The sequence below is a fragment of the Serratia sp. YC16 genome, from assembly GCF_009707615.1.
GTDB lineage: Bacteria > Pseudomonadota > Gammaproteobacteria > Enterobacterales > Enterobacteriaceae > Serratia > Serratia surfactantfaciens.
The window spans coordinates 1-19,094 of sequence record NZ_WLYN01000012.1; the positions used below are offsets into that span (position 1 = coordinate 1).

At 57.6% G+C, this 19,094-nt stretch carries 17 protein-coding genes and 1 tRNA gene; 1 reads left to right on the plus strand and 17 read right to left on the minus strand.

The window, feature by feature from the left end:
- Positions 1 to 46: 46 nt before the first annotated feature.
- The 12 genes from GKN89_RS21365 to cydA all read right to left on the minus strand — a co-directional run bounded on the left by GKN89_RS21365 (position 47) and on the right by cydA (position 9,197).
- Positions 47 to 122: transfer RNA gene (locus GKN89_RS21365), tRNA-Lys, on the minus strand.
- Positions 123 to 300: 178 nt separating this feature from the next.
- Positions 301 to 1,095 carry a cell division protein CpoB gene (cpoB, locus tag GKN89_RS21370; RefSeq protein WP_063918913.1) on the minus strand — a complete coding sequence of 265 codons (795 nt, stop codon included), beginning with the start codon at positions 1,093 to 1,095 and terminating at the stop codon, positions 301 to 303.
- Between the two features lie 9 nt (positions 1,096 to 1,104).
- On the minus strand, positions 1,105 to 1,614 hold the full coding sequence (pal, locus tag GKN89_RS21375; RefSeq protein ID WP_025160033.1) for a peptidoglycan-associated lipoprotein Pal: 510 nt from the start codon (positions 1,612 to 1,614) through the stop codon (positions 1,105 to 1,107).
- A 44-nt stretch (positions 1,615 to 1,658) separates the two neighbouring features.
- Complete coding sequence (tolB, locus tag GKN89_RS21380) at positions 1,659 to 2,951, minus strand: Tol-Pal system beta propeller repeat protein TolB (protein WP_004939856.1); 1,293 nt, start codon at positions 2,949 to 2,951, stop codon at positions 1,659 to 1,661.
- A 132-nt stretch (positions 2,952 to 3,083) separates the two neighbouring features.
- On the minus strand, positions 3,084 to 4,310 hold the full coding sequence (tolA, locus tag GKN89_RS21385) for a cell envelope integrity protein TolA (protein ID WP_019454030.1): 1,227 nt from the start codon (positions 4,308 to 4,310) through the stop codon (positions 3,084 to 3,086).
- Positions 4,311 to 4,391: 81 nt separating this feature from the next.
- Positions 4,392 to 4,820 carry a colicin uptake protein TolR gene (gene tolR, locus GKN89_RS21390; protein ID WP_004939859.1) on the minus strand — a complete coding sequence of 143 codons (429 nt, stop codon included), beginning with the start codon at positions 4,818 to 4,820 and terminating at the stop codon, positions 4,392 to 4,394.
- Between the two features lie 12 nt (positions 4,821 to 4,832).
- Positions 4,833 to 5,516 carry a Tol-Pal system protein TolQ gene (gene tolQ, locus GKN89_RS21395; protein WP_004939862.1) on the minus strand — a complete coding sequence of 228 codons (684 nt, stop codon included), beginning with the start codon at positions 5,514 to 5,516 and terminating at the stop codon, positions 4,833 to 4,835.
- Positions 5,513 to 5,917 (minus strand): tol-pal system-associated acyl-CoA thioesterase, encoded by a 405-nt coding sequence (gene ybgC / locus GKN89_RS21400; protein ID WP_025160034.1) that lies wholly within the window; start codon positions 5,915 to 5,917, stop codon positions 5,513 to 5,515. Before ybgC ends, tolQ begins: the two co-directional genes overlap by 4 nt.
- Before the next feature lie 130 nt (positions 5,918 to 6,047).
- Positions 6,048 to 6,344, minus strand: a complete 297-nt coding sequence (gene ybgE / locus GKN89_RS21405) for a cyd operon protein YbgE (RefSeq protein ID WP_019454032.1) — start codon at positions 6,342 to 6,344, stop codon at positions 6,048 to 6,050.
- Positions 6,344 to 6,457, minus strand: coding sequence for a cytochrome bd-I oxidase subunit CydX (cydX, locus tag GKN89_RS21410; RefSeq protein WP_004939868.1), 114 nt, complete (start codon positions 6,455 to 6,457; stop codon positions 6,344 to 6,346). The genes ybgE and cydX overlap by 1 nt, the downstream gene beginning before the upstream one ends.
- A 17-nt stretch (positions 6,458 to 6,474) precedes the next feature.
- Positions 6,475 to 7,614, minus strand: coding sequence for a cytochrome d ubiquinol oxidase subunit II (cydB, locus tag GKN89_RS21415; protein WP_019454033.1), 1,140 nt, complete (start codon positions 7,612 to 7,614; stop codon positions 6,475 to 6,477).
- 14 nt (positions 7,615 to 7,628) lie between these two features.
- Positions 7,629 to 9,197 carry a cytochrome ubiquinol oxidase subunit I gene (gene cydA / locus GKN89_RS21420; protein ID WP_019454034.1) on the minus strand — a complete coding sequence of 523 codons (1,569 nt, stop codon included), beginning with the start codon at positions 9,195 to 9,197 and terminating at the stop codon, positions 7,629 to 7,631.
- Between the two features lie 683 nt (positions 9,198 to 9,880).
- On the opposite strand from cydA, the gene GKN89_RS21425 reads away from it, so the two are divergent.
- On the plus strand, positions 9,881 to 11,779 hold the full coding sequence (locus GKN89_RS21425) for a bifunctional UDP-sugar hydrolase/5'-nucleotidase (protein ID WP_025160035.1): 1,899 nt from the start codon (positions 9,881 to 9,883) through the stop codon (positions 11,777 to 11,779).
- Between the two features lie 72 nt (positions 11,780 to 11,851).
- On the opposite strand, the gene sucD is transcribed toward GKN89_RS21425, so the two are convergent.
- The 5 genes from sucD to GKN89_RS21450 all read right to left on the minus strand — a co-directional run bounded on the left by sucD (position 11,852) and on the right by GKN89_RS21450 (position 19,094).
- Positions 11,852 to 12,724: a succinate--CoA ligase subunit alpha gene (gene sucD, locus GKN89_RS21430; protein ID WP_004939878.1), complete on the minus strand. Its 873-nt coding sequence runs from the start codon at positions 12,722 to 12,724 to the stop codon at positions 11,852 to 11,854.
- The gene (gene sucC, locus GKN89_RS21435) at positions 12,724 to 13,890 is read right to left on the minus strand and encodes an ADP-forming succinate--CoA ligase subunit beta (RefSeq protein WP_015376978.1); all 1,167 of its coding nucleotides are present in this window, start codon (positions 13,888 to 13,890) and stop codon (positions 12,724 to 12,726) included. The genes sucD and sucC overlap by 1 nt, the downstream gene beginning before the upstream one ends.
- 122 nt (positions 13,891 to 14,012) lie before the next feature.
- Positions 14,013 to 15,230 (minus strand): 2-oxoglutarate dehydrogenase complex dihydrolipoyllysine-residue succinyltransferase, encoded by a 1,218-nt coding sequence (odhB, locus tag GKN89_RS21440; protein WP_015376977.1) that lies wholly within the window; start codon positions 15,228 to 15,230, stop codon positions 14,013 to 14,015.
- A 64-nt stretch (positions 15,231 to 15,294) separates the two neighbouring features.
- Complete coding sequence (gene sucA / locus GKN89_RS21445; RefSeq protein ID WP_004939884.1) at positions 15,295 to 18,102, minus strand: 2-oxoglutarate dehydrogenase E1 component; 2,808 nt, start codon at positions 18,100 to 18,102, stop codon at positions 15,295 to 15,297.
- A 275-nt stretch (positions 18,103 to 18,377) separates the two neighbouring features.
- Positions 18,378 to 19,094: a succinate dehydrogenase iron-sulfur subunit gene (locus tag GKN89_RS21450; RefSeq protein ID WP_015376975.1), complete on the minus strand. Its 717-nt coding sequence runs from the start codon at positions 19,092 to 19,094 to the stop codon at positions 18,378 to 18,380.

The following is a 19,094-nucleotide window of genomic DNA, read 5'->3' on the forward strand; positions in this document are numbered from 1 at the left end:
AACTGAGCTAATCACCCACTGTTGTGGTTACTGCTACTTCAGAAATTGGTGGGTCGTGCAGGATTCGAACCTGCGACCAATTGATTAAAAGTCAACTGCTCTACCAACTGAGCTAACGACCCAATTTCCCTGCCGCTTTAACATCTTGCAAGATGTCTTGGCAACGGCGGCATATATTACTAATTTATCTTGGCAGCGCAACCTAAATTTTTTACTGATGCGTTCAACTGCTTGTTCTTCACGCGAATGAGCCCAGAAATCGGTCAAATCGACTAACTTCTGGGCTCATTTTTCTGACTATTAACCGCCTACGCGACTTTTCGCCTGTTTGGCCGCCGCACTGGTTGGGTATTGTTTAATCACCTGCTGGAACACGGCTTTGGCTTTATCGGCCTGCCCTTTCTCCTGCATGATGATACCCACCTTGTACATGGCGTCCGGCGCCTTCGGTGATTTAGCGTAATTCTTCACCACCACCGCAAAATAGTAGGCCGCGTCGTCTTTTTTACCCTTGTTGTAGAACAACTGACCCAGCCAATAGTTGGCGTTGGGCTGATAGGTAGACTTCGGGTACTGTTTTACGAAGGACTGAAAGGCGGAAATCGCCTGGTCATACTGTTTTTTTTCCAGCGCCAGAGAAACAGCGGCGTTGTAGTCGCTGTTCTCATCACCACCGCTCGGCGTCGCAGAAGCGGCCGCAGGCGTGCTGCCGCCCGCATCGGAAGATGCGCCTGCGGCTGCCCCACTGGCAGCGCCCGCCGCCGCAGAGGCGCTCTGAGCGCCGCTCTGGCCGAGGCTATCCATCTGTTGATAGATTTGCTTCTGGCGTTCAACGACCTGATTCAACTGATACTGGCTTTCCTGGATTTGCCCACGGAGAGAATCAATGTCGCGTTGGTTATCAGAGAGTTGTTGCTGGAGTTGGTTTAAAAGCTGGCCTTGAGCATTGCTGATACGCTCAAGTGAAGTGACGCGGTCTTCGACCGAGCCGGAGCCGACATTACTGATTGGCGCTTGGGCAGTAGCGGCCCAGGGGGCCGCTACGCCAACCAGTAACGACAGACTCAACAGGTGACGTCTGAAGTTACTGTTCATGCGATTCTCTTAGTAAACCAGAACGGCACGACGGTTTTTAGCATAAGCCGCTTCGTCGTGGCCCAGTACTGCTGGTTTTTCTTTACCGTAAGAAACGATAGAGATCTGGTCAGCGGAAACGCCTTTACCTTGCAGGTACATTTTAACGGCGTTAGCACGGCGCTCACCCAGAGCGATGTTGTATTCCGGCGTGCCGCGTTCGTCAGCGTGGCCTTCAACGGTCACTTTGTAAGACGGGTTGTTACGCAGGAATGCAGCGTGCGCGTCCAGCATCTGAGCGAATTCGGAGCTTACGTCATACTTGTCCAGACCGAAGTAAACGATGTTGTTCTTCTGCAGTTCTTGCATCTGCAGACGAGCTTGTTCTTCGGAAGACAGGTTGCTGCTGCCGTTTTCCATACCAGTGCCAGCGCCCATACCAGATTGGTCGTTGTTTGCGCTTTTGTTAGAACTACAAGCTGCTACAGCCAGAACTGGCAGTGCCAGCAGAAGCCCTTTCAGCACTTTGTTCAGTTGCATTTCTTTGATCCTTTTATAGTTTGCCATACATATTTACACATGCATCACAGATACGGCGACCAGGCAGGGAATTTGACCTGTCCATCAGTTGCCGGAAGACGCGCTTTGAAACGCCCATCAGTTGACACCAACTGCAACACGGAGCCCATACCTTGCGTGGAGCTATAGATCACCATGGTGCCGTTTGGCGCAATACTAGGCGTTTCATCCAGGAAGGTGCCGGTCAAAACCTGAACGGCGCCCGATCCAAGATCTTGTTTGGCGATGTGTTGTGCACCACTGTTGGTGCTCACCATCACCAGGAATTTACCATCGGAGCTGACTTCAGAATCCTGGTTCTGAGAGCCTTCCCACGTCAGACGCTGTGCGGCACCGCCGCTGGCGCTGATTTTATAAATCTGCGGACGCCCGCCCTGGTCGGAGGTAAACGCCAGAGACTGGCCATCCGGGAACCAGGTCGGTTCGGTGTTGTTGTTGCGGCCATCGGTCAGCTGCGTGATCTGGCCGGAGCCGAGGTTCATCACATACAGATTCAGGCTGCCGCTCTTGGACAACGCGAAGGCCAGCTTGCTGCCGTCCGGCGAGAACGCCGGCGCACCGTTGTGGCGCGGGAACGAAGCGATCTGGCGGATAGCGCCGTTAGCCAGGGTCTGCACCACCAGCGCGGAACGGCCGCTCTCGAAGGTCACGTAAGCCAGTTTGCTGCCGTCCGGCGACCAGGCCGGTGACATCAGCGGCTCAGGCGAACGGTGCACCGTGAACTGGTTGTAACCGTCGTAATCCGCTACGCGCAGCTCGTACGGGAATTTCCCGCCGTTGGTCTGTACGACATAGGCGATACGGGTACGGAATGCGCCCTTGATGCCGGTCAGCTTCTCGAACACTTCATCGCTGGCGGTATGAGCAGAATAACGCAACCACTGTTTGGTCACTTTATACTGATTCTGCGCCAATACGGTGCCCGGCGAACCCGAGGTGTCCACCAGCTGGTAGGAGATCAGGTAGCTGCCGTCGGCACCAGGTTGAACCTGGCCGACAACCACGGCGTCGATGCCTAATGCAGTCCAGGCCGCCGGCGTCACTTCAGACGCGGAGGTCGGTTGCTGCGGCATACGCGCCACGTCGATCGGGTTGAATTTGCCGCTGTTGCGCAGATCCGCACCGACAATCTTGCCGATATCTTCCGGCGGCGTGCCTGGGCCCGCCCATTTAAACGGCACCACGCCAATCGGGCGAGCGGAGTCGACCCCTTGGGTGATTTCAATGCGAACTTCCGCGTGCAGCACGGACGCCCACAGAATTAAAAAACCTAGCGCTACTCGAAATGCCTGCTTCATCTCATCTCCCTTATCCAGGCGGGATGCCTGCGATAAATTAGCAGAATTTTAACAAACCAACTCACGTAAAACTACATAATCCCTGTTGGTTACCTTAGTACATCCCTGTGATATCACTCACTCAATCAACCGTTATTGCGGCTTGAATTCAAGTATAGAATTCTTAAAGTGCTGATAAACGGCATCGCTCGGCGGCTTCGGTATGTGTGCCAACTTGGCGGCAGACACCGCTGCTTGACACAGAGCAGGATCGCCCCCTGCCGCTTGTACGCTTATCAGCAGGCCGTCCGGCGCCAGCTTGATACGCAGGTCGCAGGTTTTGCCGGCGAACGAACTGGCGTCATAGAACTTGCTCTGAATCGCCCCTTGAATCTGCCCCATATAACCGCTGATATCCGCCCCGCTGGCGCCTGCCGCCTTGGCATTGCCCTGCCCGGCCGGTTTACCATCACCTTTCGATTTGGCACCGCCGCCCTTCGGCGCGTTCTTGCCATCCGCCAGGCCGCCAAACAGATCGCTAACTTCCTCCGATTGTTTCGCAGCCTCAGCGGCAGCCTTCTTCTTGGCGTCCGCAGCGGCTTTTTTGGCGGCTGCCGCTTTCTCGGCCGCAGCTTTCTTCTCTGCCTCGGCGGCGGCCTTCTTCTCGGCTTCCGCTGCGGCTTTTTTCTCGGCTTCAGCGGCCGCTTTCTTCTCTGCGGCCTCTGCTGCCTTTTGCTCTGCGGCGGCGGCCGCGGCTTTCTTCGCCTCTTCCGCCTGTTTCTTGGCGGCGGCAGCGGCGGCCGCTTCTTTCTTGGCTTCCGCTTCAGCTTTCTTCTGCGCGTCCGCCTGCGCCTTCGCTATCTTTTCCGCTTCGGCTTTCGCCTTGGCGGCGGCGGCTTCGGCGACCTTCTGTTGCTCTTTGGCCTTGGCTGCGGCGGCTTCCGCCGCTTTTTGCTGCTCGGCAGCCTGTTTCTGCTGCTCCGCCGCCTTCTGCTGTTGTTCAGCCTGCGCCTTGGCGTCCTGCGCGGCTTTCTCCTGCGCCGCCAAACGCTCTTTCTCCAGCTCTTTCAGGCGCTGCTGTTGCTCCGCCTGCTTCTGCTGAAGCTCTTCGGCCTGTTGCTCCGCTTTTTTCTGGCGCTGCTTTTCGGCACGCTGCGCATCGTTGCTCTGCTGCTGCTGGCGGTTGTACTGCTCCACCACCGCGCCGGGATCGACCATCACCGCACCCACCACGGTGCCATCGCCACCGCCGCCGGCGCCCATGTCGACCTTTTCCTGCAGCGATCCCCAAATCAGCAGGGCAATCAATATGAAGTGCAGAACGACCGAAACAATAACGGCGCGGTTCAGCTTATCGTTTTGCTCAGTTGCCTTTACCAAAATAGATTCCCAAAAACTGGTGTTGCTTATACGGGGTTCCTGGGCCGCAGCGCAGGAACCGGGTTGCCGTTCGCCTTACGGTCAGATCGGCTGGGTCATCAGCCCCACGGAAGCCACGCCCGCCTGATGGAGAATATTCAATGCCTTGATAATCTCATCGTAAGGGACTTCCTTCGCACCGCCGATCAAAAAGACCGTTTTCGGGTTAGCCGCCAAACGCGACTTGGCCTCGGCCGCGACTTGCTCAGGCGGCAGCAGCTCCATACGGTTGTGATCCACCACCAGGGTGTATTGACCTACGCCGGAAACTTCGAGGATCACCGGCGGATTGTCATCGCTGGACACCGTTTTGGAATCGGTGGCGTCCGGCAGGTCAACCTCCACGCTCTGCGTGATGATTGGCGCGGTTGCCATAAAGATCAGCAGCAGCACCAGCAACACGTCGAGCAGCGGAACGATGTTAATTTCGGACTTCAGCTCGCGCCGACTACGCCCACGTACTCTCGCCATGCTACCTCCTACTTATTTGCTGTCGCTGGAGAAGGCCTGACGATGCAGAATAGCGGTGAACTCTTCCATAAAGTTGTCGTAATTCTGCTCAAGCTTGTTGACGCGCTGGTTGAGACGGTTATAGGCCATAACCGCCGGGATTGCGGCGAACAGACCGATCGCGGTGGCGATCAGCGCTTCGGCGATACCCGGCGCCACCATCTGCAGCGTGGCTTGCTTCACCGCGCCCAGCGCGATAAAGGCGTGCATGATCCCCCACACGGTGCCGAACAGGCCGATATACGGGCTGATCGAACCGACGGTGCCGAGGAACGGAATATGGGTTTCCAGCGTTTCCAGCTCGCGGTTCATCGAGATGCGCATCGCGCGCGACGCCCCTTCGATCACCGACTCCGGCGCATGGTTGTTGGCGCGGTGCAGGCGGGCGAACTCTTTGAACCCGGAATGGAAGATCTGCTCGGAACCGGTCAGGCTATCGCGACGCGCCTGACTTTCCTGGTACAGACGGGAAAGCTCGATACCGGACCAGAATTTGTCTTCAAAGGCTTCGGCGTCGCGCGTCGCCGCATTGAGGATGCGGGTACGCTGAATGATGATCGCCCAAGAGGCCACCGAGAAGCATATCAAAATCAACATGATAAGCTTAACCAGCAGGCTCGCCTTCAAGAATAAATCTAGGATGTTCATGTCAGTCACTGCTTAAACTCCGCGACAATAGACTTAGGAAGCGCTCTTGGCTTCATTTGGTGTGGATCAATACAGGCAATCAGGACATCTGCCTGGCTCAGTAGGGCCCCGTCAGAATTGACAATGCGTTGAGCAAACGTGAGAGAAGCCCCGCGCAGACAGGTGATTTCGCTCTGGACCTCCAGTTGCTCGTCGAGACGAGCCGGAGCCAGATAATCCACCGTCATGCGCCGGACGACAAAAGCGACTTGTTCACTGAGCAGCTGCTGTTGATGAAAGTTGTGCTGACGCAGCATCTCTGTGCGCGCTCTTTCAAAAAAGGCGACGTAGCGGGCGTGATAGACCACACCACTGGCATCGGTATCCTCGTAGTAAACGCGAACCGGCCATCGAAACAACGTATTACTCACTCTACTTCCCAGCAATGCAATTTAACGCTGCTACTATACGCAAGACGGATCGGGTTGGGAATGGGTTACAAGATGGGAATGAAAATAATTATGGGCCGTGAGGGCCCATAACGTGGGGACATCAGGGAGATTATAAAGAAACGTAAAGTAATCCTGCGCACAAGATCACAATTGCGGGAAGCGGCGCAAAAAAGGCACGCCAGACGCTGCGCTGCGGGCGGAATCCGAAACCGTGAATCACCCCGGCGCACACTGCCCAAATCAGCAGCAGCCCTTCCCAAATCTCCAGCGAGCTGGTTTTGGCGGCGAAACGCGTCGGATCCCAGAACACGCACCCCGCCAAAATCAACGCCAGCACCAGGGAAAGGGCCCGGATCGGGCCCTTGTCGGTGACAGCGTACAGCTTGTCAATCACGGACGAGCTCATCACTTACCGTCTTGCTGAGCTTTGGTCGCTTCGCTCTGCTCAAGCGCCAGCGCCGTGATGATGCCGAAGGCGCAGGCAAGAAGCGTTCCGAGAATCCAGGCAAAATACCACATGGTTTAGCTCCTTATCCTTAGTACAGCGAATGCTTGTTGTTTTCGATGTAGTTCTTGTCGAGGCGACCGAACATTTTGTAGTACGACCAACTGGTGTACGCCAAAACGATAGGCACGAAGATCGCCGCCACAACGGTCATCACTTTCAGCGTCAACAGGCTCGAGGTCGCGTCCCACATGGTCAGGCTGACGTTCGGCACGGTGCTGGAAGGCATCACGAACGGGAACATGGTGACCCCGGCGGTGAGGATGACGCAGGCGATGGTCAGCGACGAGGTGACGAACGCCAGCGCGCCTTTCTCCAGACGCGAGAACAGGATGGTGAACAACGGCAGCACCACGCCCAGTGCAGGCAACGCCCACAGCAGCGGATACTTGTTGAAGTTGATCAACCATGCGCCGGCCTGATGCGCCACTTCTTTACGCATCGGGTTGGATTCCGCCAGGGTGTCCAGAGCCGAAGTCACGACGAAGCCGTCAATGCCCTTCACCAGCCATACGCCCGCCAGCAGGAAGCACACTGCCATGATCAGCGTCGCGATCTGTGCCGCGGCGCGTGAACGCAGGTGGATCTCGCCGGTGGTGCGCATTTGCAGATAGGTCGCGCCCTGAGTGACCAGCATGGTCAGGCTGACCACGCCCGCCAACAGACCGAACGGATTCAGCAGTTGGAAGAAGTTGCCGGTGTAGAACAGACGCATGTACTCGTCCATGTGGAACGGCACGCCCTGCAGCAGGTTGCCGAACGCCACGCCGAACACCACTGCCGGCACAAAGGAGCCGATGAAGATGCCCCAGTCCCACATGTTGCGCCAGCGGCTGCTCTCCAGCTTGGAACGGTAGTCGAAACCGACCGGGCGGAAGAACAAGGCGGCCAGCACCAGGATCATCGCGACGTAGAAGCCGGAGAAGGCCGCTGCGTACACCATCGGCCAGGCGGCGAACAGCGCGCCGCCGGCGGTGATCAGCCATACCTGGTTACCGTCCCAGTGCGGGGCGATGGAGTTGATCATCACCCGGCGCTCGGTATCGGTTTTCCCGATGATGCGCACCAGAATGCCGACGCCCATGTCGAAACCGTCGGTGACGGCGAAGCCGATCAGCAGTACGCCAACCAGGACCCACCAAATAAATCGCAGTACTTCATAGTCAAACATACGTGGACTCCTGTTTAGCGCGCTTCCTGCACGGCGGCAGTCGGTTGTTCAAAGTGATAGCGGCCGGTTTTCAGGCTGCTTGGACCCAGACGTGCAAACTTGAACATCAGGTACAATTCAGCCACCAGGAACAGGGTGTACAAGCCGCAGATCAGCCCCATCGAGAACAGAATGTCGCCCGCGGTCAGCGAAGAGTTGGCGACCGCCGTCGGCAGCACCTCACCAATCGCCCACGGTTGACGGCCGTATTCCGCCACGAACCAACCGGACTCGATCGCGATCCAAGGCAGCGGCAAACCGTACAGCGCCGCGCGGTGCAGCCATTTTTTCTGGCCGATGCGGCCGCGGATCACGTTCCAGAACGACAGGCCGATGATCAACAGCATGATTACGCCACAGGCCACCATGATGCGGAAGGCGAAGTACAGCGGCGCCACGCGCGGAATGGAGTCCTTGGTCGCCAGCTGGATCTGCGCTTCCGTCGCGTCGGTGACGTTCGGGGTATAGCGCTTCAGCAGCATGCCGTAGCCCAGGTCTTGCTTGGTTTTGTTGAATTCGGCGCGCACTGCAGGATCGGTGTTGCCGCCACGCAGCTCTTCCAGCAGCTGGTAGGCTTTCATGCCGTTGCGGATACGCACTTCATGCTGCGCCATCAGATCTTTCAGGCCGGTGACCTGAGTGTCCGTGGATCGGGTGGCGATCAGGCCAAGCGCATACGGGATCTGAATAGAGAAGGAGTTTTCCATCTTGTCCTGATCGGGAATGCCGAACAGGGTGAAGGATGCCGGCGCCGGCTGAGTGTCCCACTCCGCTTCGATGGCGGCCAGTTTGGTTTTCTGCACGTCGCCCATTTCGTAACCGGATTCATCACCCAGAACGATAACGGACAGAATGGCAGCCATACCGAAGCTGGCGGCGATGGCGAAGGAGCGCTTGGCGAAGGCGATGTCGCGGCCTTTCAGCAGATAGTAGGAGCTGATGCCCAGAACGAACATCGCGCCACAGGTGTAGCCGGAAGCCACGGTGTGAACGAATTTCACCTGCGCAACCGGGTTAAGCACCAGCTCGGAGAAGCTGACCATCTCCATGCGCATGGTTTCGAAGTTGAAATCCGACGCGATCGGGTTCTGCATCCAGCCGTTGGCGACCAGGATCCACAGCGCGGACAGGTTGGAGCCGAGGGCCACGAACCAGGTTACCGCCATGTGCTGCACCTTGCTCAGACGATCCCAGCCGAAGAAGAACAGGCCGACCAGCGTCGATTCAAGGAAGAACGCCATCAGACCTTCGATAGCCAATGGGGCCCCGAAGATATCGCCGACGTAGTGAGAGAAATACGACCAGTTAGTCCCGAACTGGAACTCCATGGTCAAACCGGTGGCCACACCCAGAGCAAAGTTAATCGCAAATAACTTGCCCCAGAATTTGGTCATGTCTTTATAGATTTGTTTGCCAGACAGGACATATACCGTTTCCATAATTGCCAGCAAGAACGCCATACCGAGCGTTAATGGGACAAATAAGAAATGGTACATCGCCGTTAAAGCAAACTGTAAGCGCGACAGTTCGACAATATCAAACATCTTGACTCCTTGCTCCTCGCAGGAAGACTCCGACACGCGGTTATCGGCACGCTTCTTTCAAAGCCGCCAGTAACGCCCCGCAGTGAATGCCCTTAAACACAACAAATTTGATCCAGCTTCTCCGCTTTCAACCGCACACTCGGCCAATAGCCTCTCGGGCCGTCGACAAGCGCGCCACTGAAAACCGACAACGGGTAACAAATGCAACAAGATCAACCATCCATAATCACAACATGGATGATACTCGCCCAATCCCACACAATAAATAGGTTTTTACGTGACGTGGGTTGGACTTTTGGTTACAGGTCAAATCTTAGCCGAAAGAGGTACTTCGGCCTAATTTGATCTGAGACAATTTAAGCCTATCCGCATATTATTTCCATATTCATCAGCACATTTCGCATAATTTTCTTAGGGTCATGTTGCGCAATGGTTTAATTGTTTTTTAATGATATTTTTGTGTTAAATAAATGTAATTTAAAAGAGCCGCCATTGTATTATTACGCGCTTATTCTGCGACATAATTAACCTTTTATTTCCATTAAGTCGTGACAGTGATTGCAGTCACAAAACAACAAATCTCCCTCCTATATTAGTCTATTTCTCGCTATTGGATCGTAAAGGTTGCGATTTTGTAGCAAAATGACCACTTATGTTAAAATTGCATTGAGCGACAATACGTTATGAAAAAAATCATCTTTGCCTCTGTCTTGGGACTTTCGGGAAACGTCATGGCCGCCGACACGGTAAACATCACCCTATTGGGCACCTCCGATCTGCACGGCACCTTCGTGCCCTGGGACTACGCCAGCGATACGGAAAACCTGGCGGGCAGCCTGAGCCAGATAGCCACCCAGGTCAAAAAGGTGCGCGCCGAACAGCCCAACCTGATTCTGGTGGACGCCGGCGACACTATCCAGGGCAACTTCGTCGAAACCTTCAAGCATGAAGCCGTCAGCCCGATGATGCTGGGCCTCAACGCGCTCAATTACGATGTCTGGGTGATGGGCAACCACGAATTCGACTTCGGTCTGCCGGTGCTGGCTACGCCGCTCAAACAGTTCAAGGGCGCGGCGCTGGCAGGCAATATCGTCTGGGACAGCGGCAAACCCTACCTGCCCGCTTACACCATCGTTGAACGCCAGGGCGTGAAGATCGGCATTATCGGCATGGACACGCCGATGACCGCCGAATTCGCCAAAGGCACCGACCGCATCAAAGGGCTGAACTTCACCGATCCGGTGCAGGCGGTGAAACAGGTCATCAGGCAAATTGACGGCCAGGTCGACGCCATCGTGCTGGTGGCGCACATGGGCATCGACAACGAGAACCAGCGCCCGGGCACCGGCGTGGCCGACATCGCTAACGCCAACCCGGAGCTGGCGGCGATCGTCGCCGGCCACATGCATGTGAAGATCGACAAAGCGGTGGTCAACGGTGTCATCATCACCGAACCGGATAAATACGGCCGCGCGCTGTCGCGCATCGATCTGCAATTTGAACGCCGCGACGGCAAATTCACGCTGATCGACAAAAACAGCTACACCTACCCCATCAAAGGGCTGACGCCGGACAGCGCCATGCAGGCGCTCTACCAGCCGTATCACGACATTTTGCGCGCCAACGCCAATCGGGTGGTGGCGAAGCTGAGCGGCAGCGATCTGGTGCCTGCCGACGAGTTCCGCGGCATTCCTCAGGTGCACGTGCAGGATACCGGCATCAGCGCGCTGTTCCAGCAGGCCGCCCGGCACTATGCGCCGCTGGCGCAGGTGATCGCCCTGCAGATCGACAACGATCGCGCCAAGCTGGACGTCGGCGATATCAAGGCCAAAGATATCGCCTTTAACTACCAATACGCCGGCGGCGAGATCACCGTTTATCAACTCAACGGTAAAGCGCTTAAACGCTACATGGAATGGTCCGCCGACTACTTCAATCAGTTGCAGCCGGGCGACGTCACCTACAGCTTTAACCCGGCGCGACGTTCGTCCAAATATTCCACCAACGATTTCTTCGACGGCGTCACTTACACCATCGATCTGCGCCAACCCGCCGGTTCACGCATCGTCGATCTGCGCCTGGCAGACGGCACGCCGGTCACCGACGACATGCCGATCCGCCTGGGCATGAACAGTTACCGCATGGGCCATCTGACGCAAAAAGGCGGCGCGCTGGAGGGGCAATCCTTCCCGGTGCTGTTCGACAGCAAAGCGCATTACGGTGAAGAAGAAGGCACCATTCGCCACCTGACACTGCGCTACCTGACGGAAGTGAAACACGGCCACTATCAGGGCGTGACGCCGCAGCGCTGGAAACTGATCGGCATGGAGGGATACGAACCGCAGCGGGCGATCGTCAAACGGCTGCTCAATGAGGGCGTTATCCAGGTGCCGACCACCGACGACGGCCGCTACACCAACGTTGCGTCGATCAACGTCAAAGAGGCGCTGTTCAGCAACGCCGACGATTGCCGCGCCGCCCTCACCTCGCTGGATCAGCAGCGGCAGACCGCGGCGGATCCGGTGCAACAGCGCCGCCTGCAGGATCGGATCGCGCTGATCAAGGCGCTCAACGAGTTCTGATCTTCGCCCATAAAAAAGGCCACCCAATGGGTGGCCAAACATGTCGAGATATTGTTATTTCGTACTAAACTCTTAGCGCTTCAGCACCGCTTTTACCGCGTCGCCGATGTCCGCCAGGCTGCGAACGGTTTTCACGCCCGCTGCTTCCAGCGCAGCAAACTTCTCGTCCGCCGTGCCTTTGCCGCCGGCGATGATGGCGCCCGCGTGGCCCATACGCTTGCCTTTCGGCGCGGTGACGCCGGCGATGTAGCCGACAACCGGTTTGGTGACGTGTTCTTTGATGTAAGCCGCCGCTTCTTCTTCAGCGCTGCCGCCGATCTCACCGATCATCACGATCGCTTCGGTCTGCGGATCCTGTTGGAACATCTTCAGGATATCGATGAAGTTGGAACCCGGGATCGGGTCGCCGCCGATGCCCACACAGGTGGACTGGCCCAGACCGGCATCGGTGGTTTGTTTCACCGCTTCATAGGTCAGGGTGCCGGAGCGGGAAACGATACCCACTTTGCCTGGCAGGTGGATATGGCCAGGCATGATGCCGATTTTGCACTCGCCCGGAGTGATAACGCCTGGGCAGTTCGGCCCGATCATGCGCACGCCGGCTTCGTCCAGCTTCACTTTCACGGTCAGCATGTCCAACGTCGGGATGCCTTCGGTGATGGTGATGATCAGTTTGATGCCGGCATCGATCGCTTCCAGGATGGAGTCTTTGCAGAACGGTGCTGGAACGTAGATGACCGAGGCGGTCGCGCCGGTCGCTTCAACCGCTTCGCGCACGGTGTTGAACACCGGCAGACCCAGGTGCTGAGTGCCGCCTTTGCCCGGAGTTACGCCGCCAACCATTTTGGTGCCGTAAGCGATAGCTTGTTCGGAGTGGAAAGTCCCCTGGCTACCGGTGAAGCCCTGGCAAATTACTTTGGTGTTCTTATCGATTAAAATGGACATTATTTACCCTCCACTGCTGCAACAACTTGCTGAGCCGCATCAGTCAGGCTGGTCGCAGCAATGATATTCAGGCCGCTGTCCGCCAGTTTCTTGGCGCCCAGTTCGGCATTGTTCCCTTCCAGGCGCACAACGACCGGGACGTTAACGCCCACTTCAGCCACTGCGCCGATGATGCCGTCGGCGATCAGATCGCAACGTACGATACCACCGAAGATGTTAACCAGAACCGCTTTCACCTTGTCGTCGGACAGGATGATTTTGAACGCTTCGGTCACGCGCTCTTTGGTCGCGCCGCCGCCCACGTCCAGGAAGTTGGCCGGTTCGCCGCCGTGCAGTTTAACGATGTCCATGGTGCCCATCGCCAGACCGGCGCCGTTAACCATGCAACCGATGTTGCCGTCGAGGGCAACGTAGTTCAGCTCCCACTGAGCCGCACGGGATTCACGCTCGTCTTCCTGAGAAGGGTCACGCATTTCACGCAGTTCCGGCTGACGGAACAGGGCGTTGCCGTCGGCGCCCAGTTTACCGTCCAGGCACACCAGATCGCCCTGCTTGGTGATCACCAGCGGGTTGATCTCAACCATCGCCAGGTCACGCTCCAGGAACAGCGTCGCCAGACCCATGAAGATCTTGGCGAACTGGCTGACTTGCTTACCGGTCAGGCCCAGTTTGAAGGCCAGCTCACGGCCCTGATAAGGCTGTGGACCCGCCAGCGGATCGATGGTCATTTTGTGGATCAGTTCAGGGGTTTCTTCCGCCACTTTCTCGATTTCCACGCCGCCTTCGGTAGACGCCATGAATACGATGCGACGGGTCGCGCGGTCTACGACGGCGCCCAGGTACAGTTCTTTATCGATGTCGGTCGCCGCTTCAACCAGGATCTGGTTAACCGGCTGGCCCAGCGCGTCAGTCTGATAAGTCACCAGACGCTTGCCCAACCAGGCTTCCGCGAAAGCACGGATATCTTCTTTGCTGTTGACGACTTTAACGCCGCCCGCTTTACCGCGGCCGCCAGCATGAACCTGACATTTCACCACCCACGGGCCGGAGCCGATTTTGGATGCGGCTTCTTCTGCTTCACGCGGAGTGGTACAGGCGTAACCGGTTGGTGCCGGCATGCCATACCGAGCAAACAGCTGTTTTGCCTGATATTCGTGTAAATTCATGATGTTCTATCCATTCAGTTCTGAAGGTTTTTAGCCGGACCATTATTCCGCGGCAAACCGCATGGTTTTCCGGCCACATAGCACAGAGTGCGGGCGCGGCACGCCGCGCCCGGCAAGGGTTACTAGACGTCCAGCAGCAGACGAGCCGGATCTTCCAGCATCTCTTTGACCGTCACCAGATAACCGACGGATTCTTTACCGTCGATCAGGCGGTGGTCATAAGACAGCGCCAGATACATCATCGGCTGGATCACCACCTGACCATTGACCGCCATTGGGCGATCTTTGATGGCGTGCATGCCCAGGATGGCGCTCTGCGGCGGGTTGATGATCGGGGTGGACATCAGCGAGCCGAATACGCCGCCGTTGGTAATGGTGAAGTTACCGCCGGTCAGCTCTTCCACGGTCAGTTTGCCGTCGCGGCCCTTAACGGCCAGCTCTTTGATTTTCTTCTCGATGTCAGCCATGCTCATGGCGTCCACATCACGCAGTACCGGCGTCACCAGGCCGCGCGGGGTAGAAACCGCGATGCTGATGTCGAAGTAGTTGTGGTAAACCACATCGGAACCGTCGATCGACGCGTTCACTTCCGGGAAGCGCTTCAGCGCTTCAACCACCGCCTTGATGTAGAAGGACATGAAGCCCAGACGCACGCCGTGGCGTTTCTCGAAGGCTTCGCCGTACTGCTTGCGCAGGTCCATGATCGGCTGCATGTTGATTTCGTTGAAGGTGGTCAGCATCGCGGTGCTGTTCTTCGCTTCCAGCAGACGCTCGGCGACGCGTTTGCGCAGGCGGGTCATCGGCACGCGTTTTTCGCTGCGGCCGGCCAGAGCAGGCTGCGGTGCGGCTTCAGCGGCGGCGGCCGGTTTGGCAGCGGCGCCGCCTTTGGCCAGGTGCGCTTCCACGTCTTCACGGGTGATGCGGCCACCTACGCCGGTGCCTTTAATGGCGCCGGCATCGAGGTCGTGTTCGGCGATCAGGCGGCGAATCGCCGGGCTGAGCGCGTCATTGCTTTCTTCTTCCAGGCTCGCGGTAGCGCGCTGTGCAGGAGTGGATTCTTTCTCCTGGCTCTTCTCGGCGGTCGGCTTGCCGGAGCTGTCGCCTGGGCGGATGCGGCCGAGCAGTTGGCGAGACAGTACGGTCGCGCCCTCTTCTTCCACAATAGCATCGAGAATACCCGCTTCACTGGCCGGCACTTCCAACACCACTTTGTCGGTTTCGATTTCAACCAGGACTTCATCACGCTGCACGCTGTCGCCCGGTTTTTTGTGCCAGGTGGCTACGGTCGCATCGGCAACCGATTCAGGAAGGTCAGGAACCAGAATATCTACGCTACTCATTTAGCTTTCCCTTAAGTTTTTTATCATCTGCTTGCCGGCCCCTCGGCCGGCAAGCGAGCGAACATTAGTCAATATTCAGCGCGTCGTTCACCAGAGCCTGCTGCTGCTTCTGGTGTACGGACATATAGCCCACCGCCGGAGAAGCGGAGGCCGGACGTCCTGCGTAACGTAAAGAAGCCCCGAACGGCACCACTTCACGGAAGTTGTGTTGGCTGCAGTACCAGGCGCCCTGGTTCAGCGGCTCTTCCTGACACCAGACGAAATCATGCACGTGCGAGTATTGCTCCAGCACGGCCTGAACGGCCTGATGCGGGAACGGATACAGCTGCTCGATGCGCACGATGGCCACGTCTTTCTGCTCGTTCTTGCGACGCTGTTCCAGCAGGTCGTAGTAGACCTTGCCGGAGCACAGCACGACGCGCTTGACCGCTTTCGGATCCAAGTCGTCGATCTCGCCGATCGCCGGCAGGAAGGTGCCGTTGGCCAGCTCGTCCAGCGAAGAAATCGCCAGCGGGTGACGCAGCAGCGACTTCGGCGACATCACCACCAACGGACGACGCATACCGCGCAGCGCCTGGCGACGCAGCATATGGTAAACCTGCGCCGGCGTGGACGGGACGCACACCTGCATGTTCTGCTCTGCGCACAGCTGCAGATAGCGTTCCAGACGCGCGGAAGAGTGCTCAGGGCCCTGACCTTCATAGCCGTGCGGCAGCAGCATCACCAGGCCGCACATACGGCCCCATTTTTGCTCGCCGGAGCTGATGAACTGGTCGATAACGACCTGTGCGCCGTTGGCGAAGTCGCCGAACTGCGCTTCCCAGATGGTCAGCGTGCGCGGTTCTGCCGTCGCGTAGCCGTATTCGAACGCCAGCACCGCTTCTTCAGACAGCACGGAGTCCCAGACTTTGAATTCTCCCTGGCCGCTGTGGATGTTCGCCAACGGAACGTAGACCGAACCGTTTTTCTGGTTGTGCACCACTGCGTGACGGTGGAAGAAGGTGCCGCGGCCGGCGTCTTCGCCGGAGATGCGGATTGGAATGCCTTCATCCGCCATGGTGGCGTAGGCCAGCGTTTCGGCGGCGCCCCAGTCGAACGGCTTGTTGCCTGCGGCCATCTCGGCGCGGTCAGCGTAGATTTTCGCCACGCGCGACTGCATTTCGATCGCTTCCGGCACGGTGCTGATGCGGCGGCCCAGTTCCTGCAGACGCTTCATCTCAACCTTGCTCGGGTACTCTTCGTCCCACTCATGGTTCAGGTACGGTGACCAGGTGAAGGAGTGCAGGTTCATCGGACGCCACTCTTCAACCACGCAATCGCCGCGGTCGAGCGCGTCGCGGTACAGGTTGACCATTTCCGTGGCATCTTCCAGGCTGGCCACTTTCTGCTCGGTCAGAACGTCAGCGTAGATTTTGCGCGGCGTAGGGTGTTTCTTGATCTTCTGATACATCACCGGCTGGGTGGCGCTCGGCTCGTCGGCCTCGTTGTGCCCATGGCGACGGTAGCAGACCAGATCGATCATCACGTCACGCTTAAAGGTGTTACGGAAATCCAACGCCAGACGGGTGACGAAGGCCACGGCTTCCGGATCGTCCGCGTTAACGTGGAAGATCGGCGACTGAACCATTTTGGCGATGTCGGTGCAGTATTCGGTAGAGCGCGCATCCAGCGGGTTGGAGGTGGTGAAACCAACCTGGTTGTTGATGACGATGCGCACGGTGCCGCCCACTTCGTAGCCGCGAGCCTGAGACATGTTCAGGGTTTCCTGAACCACGCCCTGGCCGGTGATGGCGGCGTCGCCGTGGATGGTGATCGGCAGCACCATGTTGCTGCGCGCTTCGTCCAGACGATCGCGACGGGCGCGTACCGATCCCATGACCACCGGGCTGACGATCTCCAGGTGCGACGGGTTGAACGCCAGCGCCAGGTGAACCATGCCGCCTTCGGTTTCCACGTCGGAGGAGAAGCCCTGGTGATATTTCACGTCACCGGTGCCGAGGTGTTCTTTATGCTTGCCGGCGAATTCGTCGAACAGATCGGCCGGCTTTTTGCCCAGCACGTTGATCAGCACGTTCAGACGGCCGCGGTGGGCCATGCCCAACACCACTTCGCGCGTGCCGTTCTTACCGGCGTGGCGCACCATCTCTTTGAGCATCGGCACCAGCGCGTCGCCGCCTTCCAGCGAGAAGCGTTTGGCACCGGGGAATTTGGCGCCCAGGTAACGTTCCAGGCCTTCCGCCGCGGTCAGCTCGTTCAGGAAACGGCGTTTTTCGTCGGCGGTAAAGCTGGCGCGCCCCACCACCGATTCGATGCGCTGCTGGATCCAGCGTTTCTCTTCGGTGTTGGTGATGTGCATGTATTCCGCACCTATCGAACCGCAGTAGGTCTGCTTCAGCGCGGCGTACAGATCGCCCAGCTTCATGGTTTCTTTGCCGATGGCGAAAGAGCCCACGTTGAAGGTTTCCTGGAAATCGGCTTCGGTCAGGTTGTGGTAAGCGGGATCAAGGTCAGGAACTTGCTCGCGCTGCCACAGGCCAAGCGGATCGAGGTTGGCATGCTGATGCCCGCGGAAGCGGAAGGCGTTGATCAGCTGCAGTACCTTGACCTGTTTGGCGTCGGTTTCCGGATCGGTGATGGTGGTGTTGTAACGCGCGGAGTCTTTCGCCAGGCGGCGGAAGTAATCGCGCGTTTGAGAGTGAAGCTGATCGGGTTTGACACCCGCGGTTGGTAGCTGTTGAAAAATGGAACGCCAGCTATCTTCAACGGAACCCGGATCGGTTAAGAAGTCTTCATAGAGCTGCTCTATGTAAGACTGGTTCGCGCCCGCCAGATAGGAGGAATCCAGCCAGGCCTTCATTGCGCCGTTCTGCATCATGATCCCTTAAGCTTTGAAGCTTTAGTTTTCGCCGTGGTTAACATAATTACCGTGATGAATACGGTTTGCCGTAAAACGGTTCACTCGACGTACTTGCGGCCATGACGGCCCGATACGTTCTGTTATGGACCTTGCGGTCCCTTACAAGGAACCTCTAAAAACCGGCGGAAGAACCAGGCTGCATAGCGCCGCAGCCGCGGGTCAGTTTTTAGAGGTTCCCTCCCCTATGGGACGTGCGCCGGAAAAGAGCCCGGCGCAGCATCTCATTCCGTTTATGCGCCGCGTTGCAGCAGCATGGACTTGATATGCCCGATAGCACGCGTCGGGTTCAAGCCTTTAGGACATACACTGACACAATTCATAATGCTATGGCAGCGGAAAACACTAAAAGCGTCGTCCAGATCATCTAAACGTTCTTGCGTTTCCGTGTCACGGCTGTCGATCAGGAAGCGATACGCCGCCAGCAGACCGGCCGGGCCGATGAACTTGTCCGGGTTCCACCAGAACGATGGGCAAGAGGTCGAGCAGCAGGCGCACAGAATGCACTCGTACAGACCGTCCAGCTTGGCGCGCTGCTCCGGCGACTGCAGGTGCTCGCGCGCCGGCGGGTTCTTGCCATCGTTCAGCAGGTAAGGCTTGATCTTTTCATACTGGGTATAGAACTGGCCCATATCCACCACCAGATCGCGCACCACCGGCAGGCCCGGCAGCGGACGGATCACGATCTTGCCGTTGCCTTTGCGCAGCGACGAAACCGGGGTGATGCACGCCAGGCCGTTTTTACCGTTCATGTTCAGGCCGTCGGAACCGCACACGCCTTCGCGGCATGAGCGACGGAACGACAGGGTCGGGTCTTTTTCTTTCAGCTGGATCAACGCATCCAGCAGCATCATGTCACGGCCTTCTTCCGCTTCCAGGGTGTAGTCCTGCATGTGCGGGGCGTCGTCGACATCCGGATTGTAGCGATAAATGGAAAATTCGAGTTTCAT

What these genes read in the sequence shown, in the direction of transcription:
- cpoB (WP_063918913.1), bottom strand. Translation starts at nt 1,095, where the DNA reads ATGAACAGTAACTTCAGACGTCACCTGTTGAGTCTGTCGTTACTGGTT.
- pal (WP_025160033.1), bottom strand. Translation starts at nt 1,614, where the DNA reads ATGCAACTGAACAAAGTGCTGAAAGGGCTTCTGCTGGCACTGCCAGTT.
- cydB (WP_019454033.1), bottom strand. Translation starts at nt 7,614, where the DNA reads ATGTTTGACTATGAAGTACTGCGATTTATTTGGTGGGTCCTGGTTGGC.
- GKN89_RS21425 (WP_025160035.1), top strand. Translation starts at nt 9,881, where the DNA reads ATGAAAAAAATCATCTTTGCCTCTGTCTTGGGACTTTCGGGAAACGTC.
- sucD (WP_004939878.1), bottom strand. Translation starts at nt 12,724, where the DNA reads ATGTCCATTTTAATCGATAAGAACACCAAAGTAATTTGCCAGGGCTTC.
- cydA (WP_019454034.1), bottom strand. Translation starts at nt 9,197, where the DNA reads ATGTTTGATATTGTCGAACTGTCGCGCTTACAGTTTGCTTTAACGGCG.
- tolR (WP_004939859.1), bottom strand. Translation starts at nt 4,820, where the DNA reads ATGGCGAGAGTACGTGGGCGTAGTCGGCGCGAGCTGAAGTCCGAAATT.
- sucC (WP_015376978.1), bottom strand. Translation starts at nt 13,890, where the DNA reads ATGAATTTACACGAATATCAGGCAAAACAGCTGTTTGCTCGGTATGGC.
- sucA (WP_004939884.1), bottom strand. Translation starts at nt 18,102, where the DNA reads ATGCAGAACGGCGCAATGAAGGCCTGGCTGGATTCCTCCTATCTGGCG.
- tolB (WP_004939856.1), bottom strand. Translation starts at nt 2,951, where the DNA reads ATGAAGCAGGCATTTCGAGTAGCGCTAGGTTTTTTAATTCTGTGGGCG.
- ybgE (WP_019454032.1), bottom strand. Translation starts at nt 6,344, where the DNA reads ATGAGCTCGTCCGTGATTGACAAGCTGTACGCTGTCACCGACAAGGGC.
- odhB (WP_015376977.1), bottom strand. Translation starts at nt 15,230, where the DNA reads ATGAGTAGCGTAGATATTCTGGTTCCTGACCTTCCTGAATCGGTTGCC.
- GKN89_RS21450 (WP_015376975.1), bottom strand. Translation starts at nt 19,094, where the DNA reads ATGAAACTCGAATTTTCCATTTATCGCTACAATCCGGATGTCGACGAC.
- cydX (WP_004939868.1), bottom strand. Translation starts at nt 6,457, where the DNA reads ATGTGGTATTTTGCCTGGATTCTCGGAACGCTTCTTGCCTGCGCCTTC.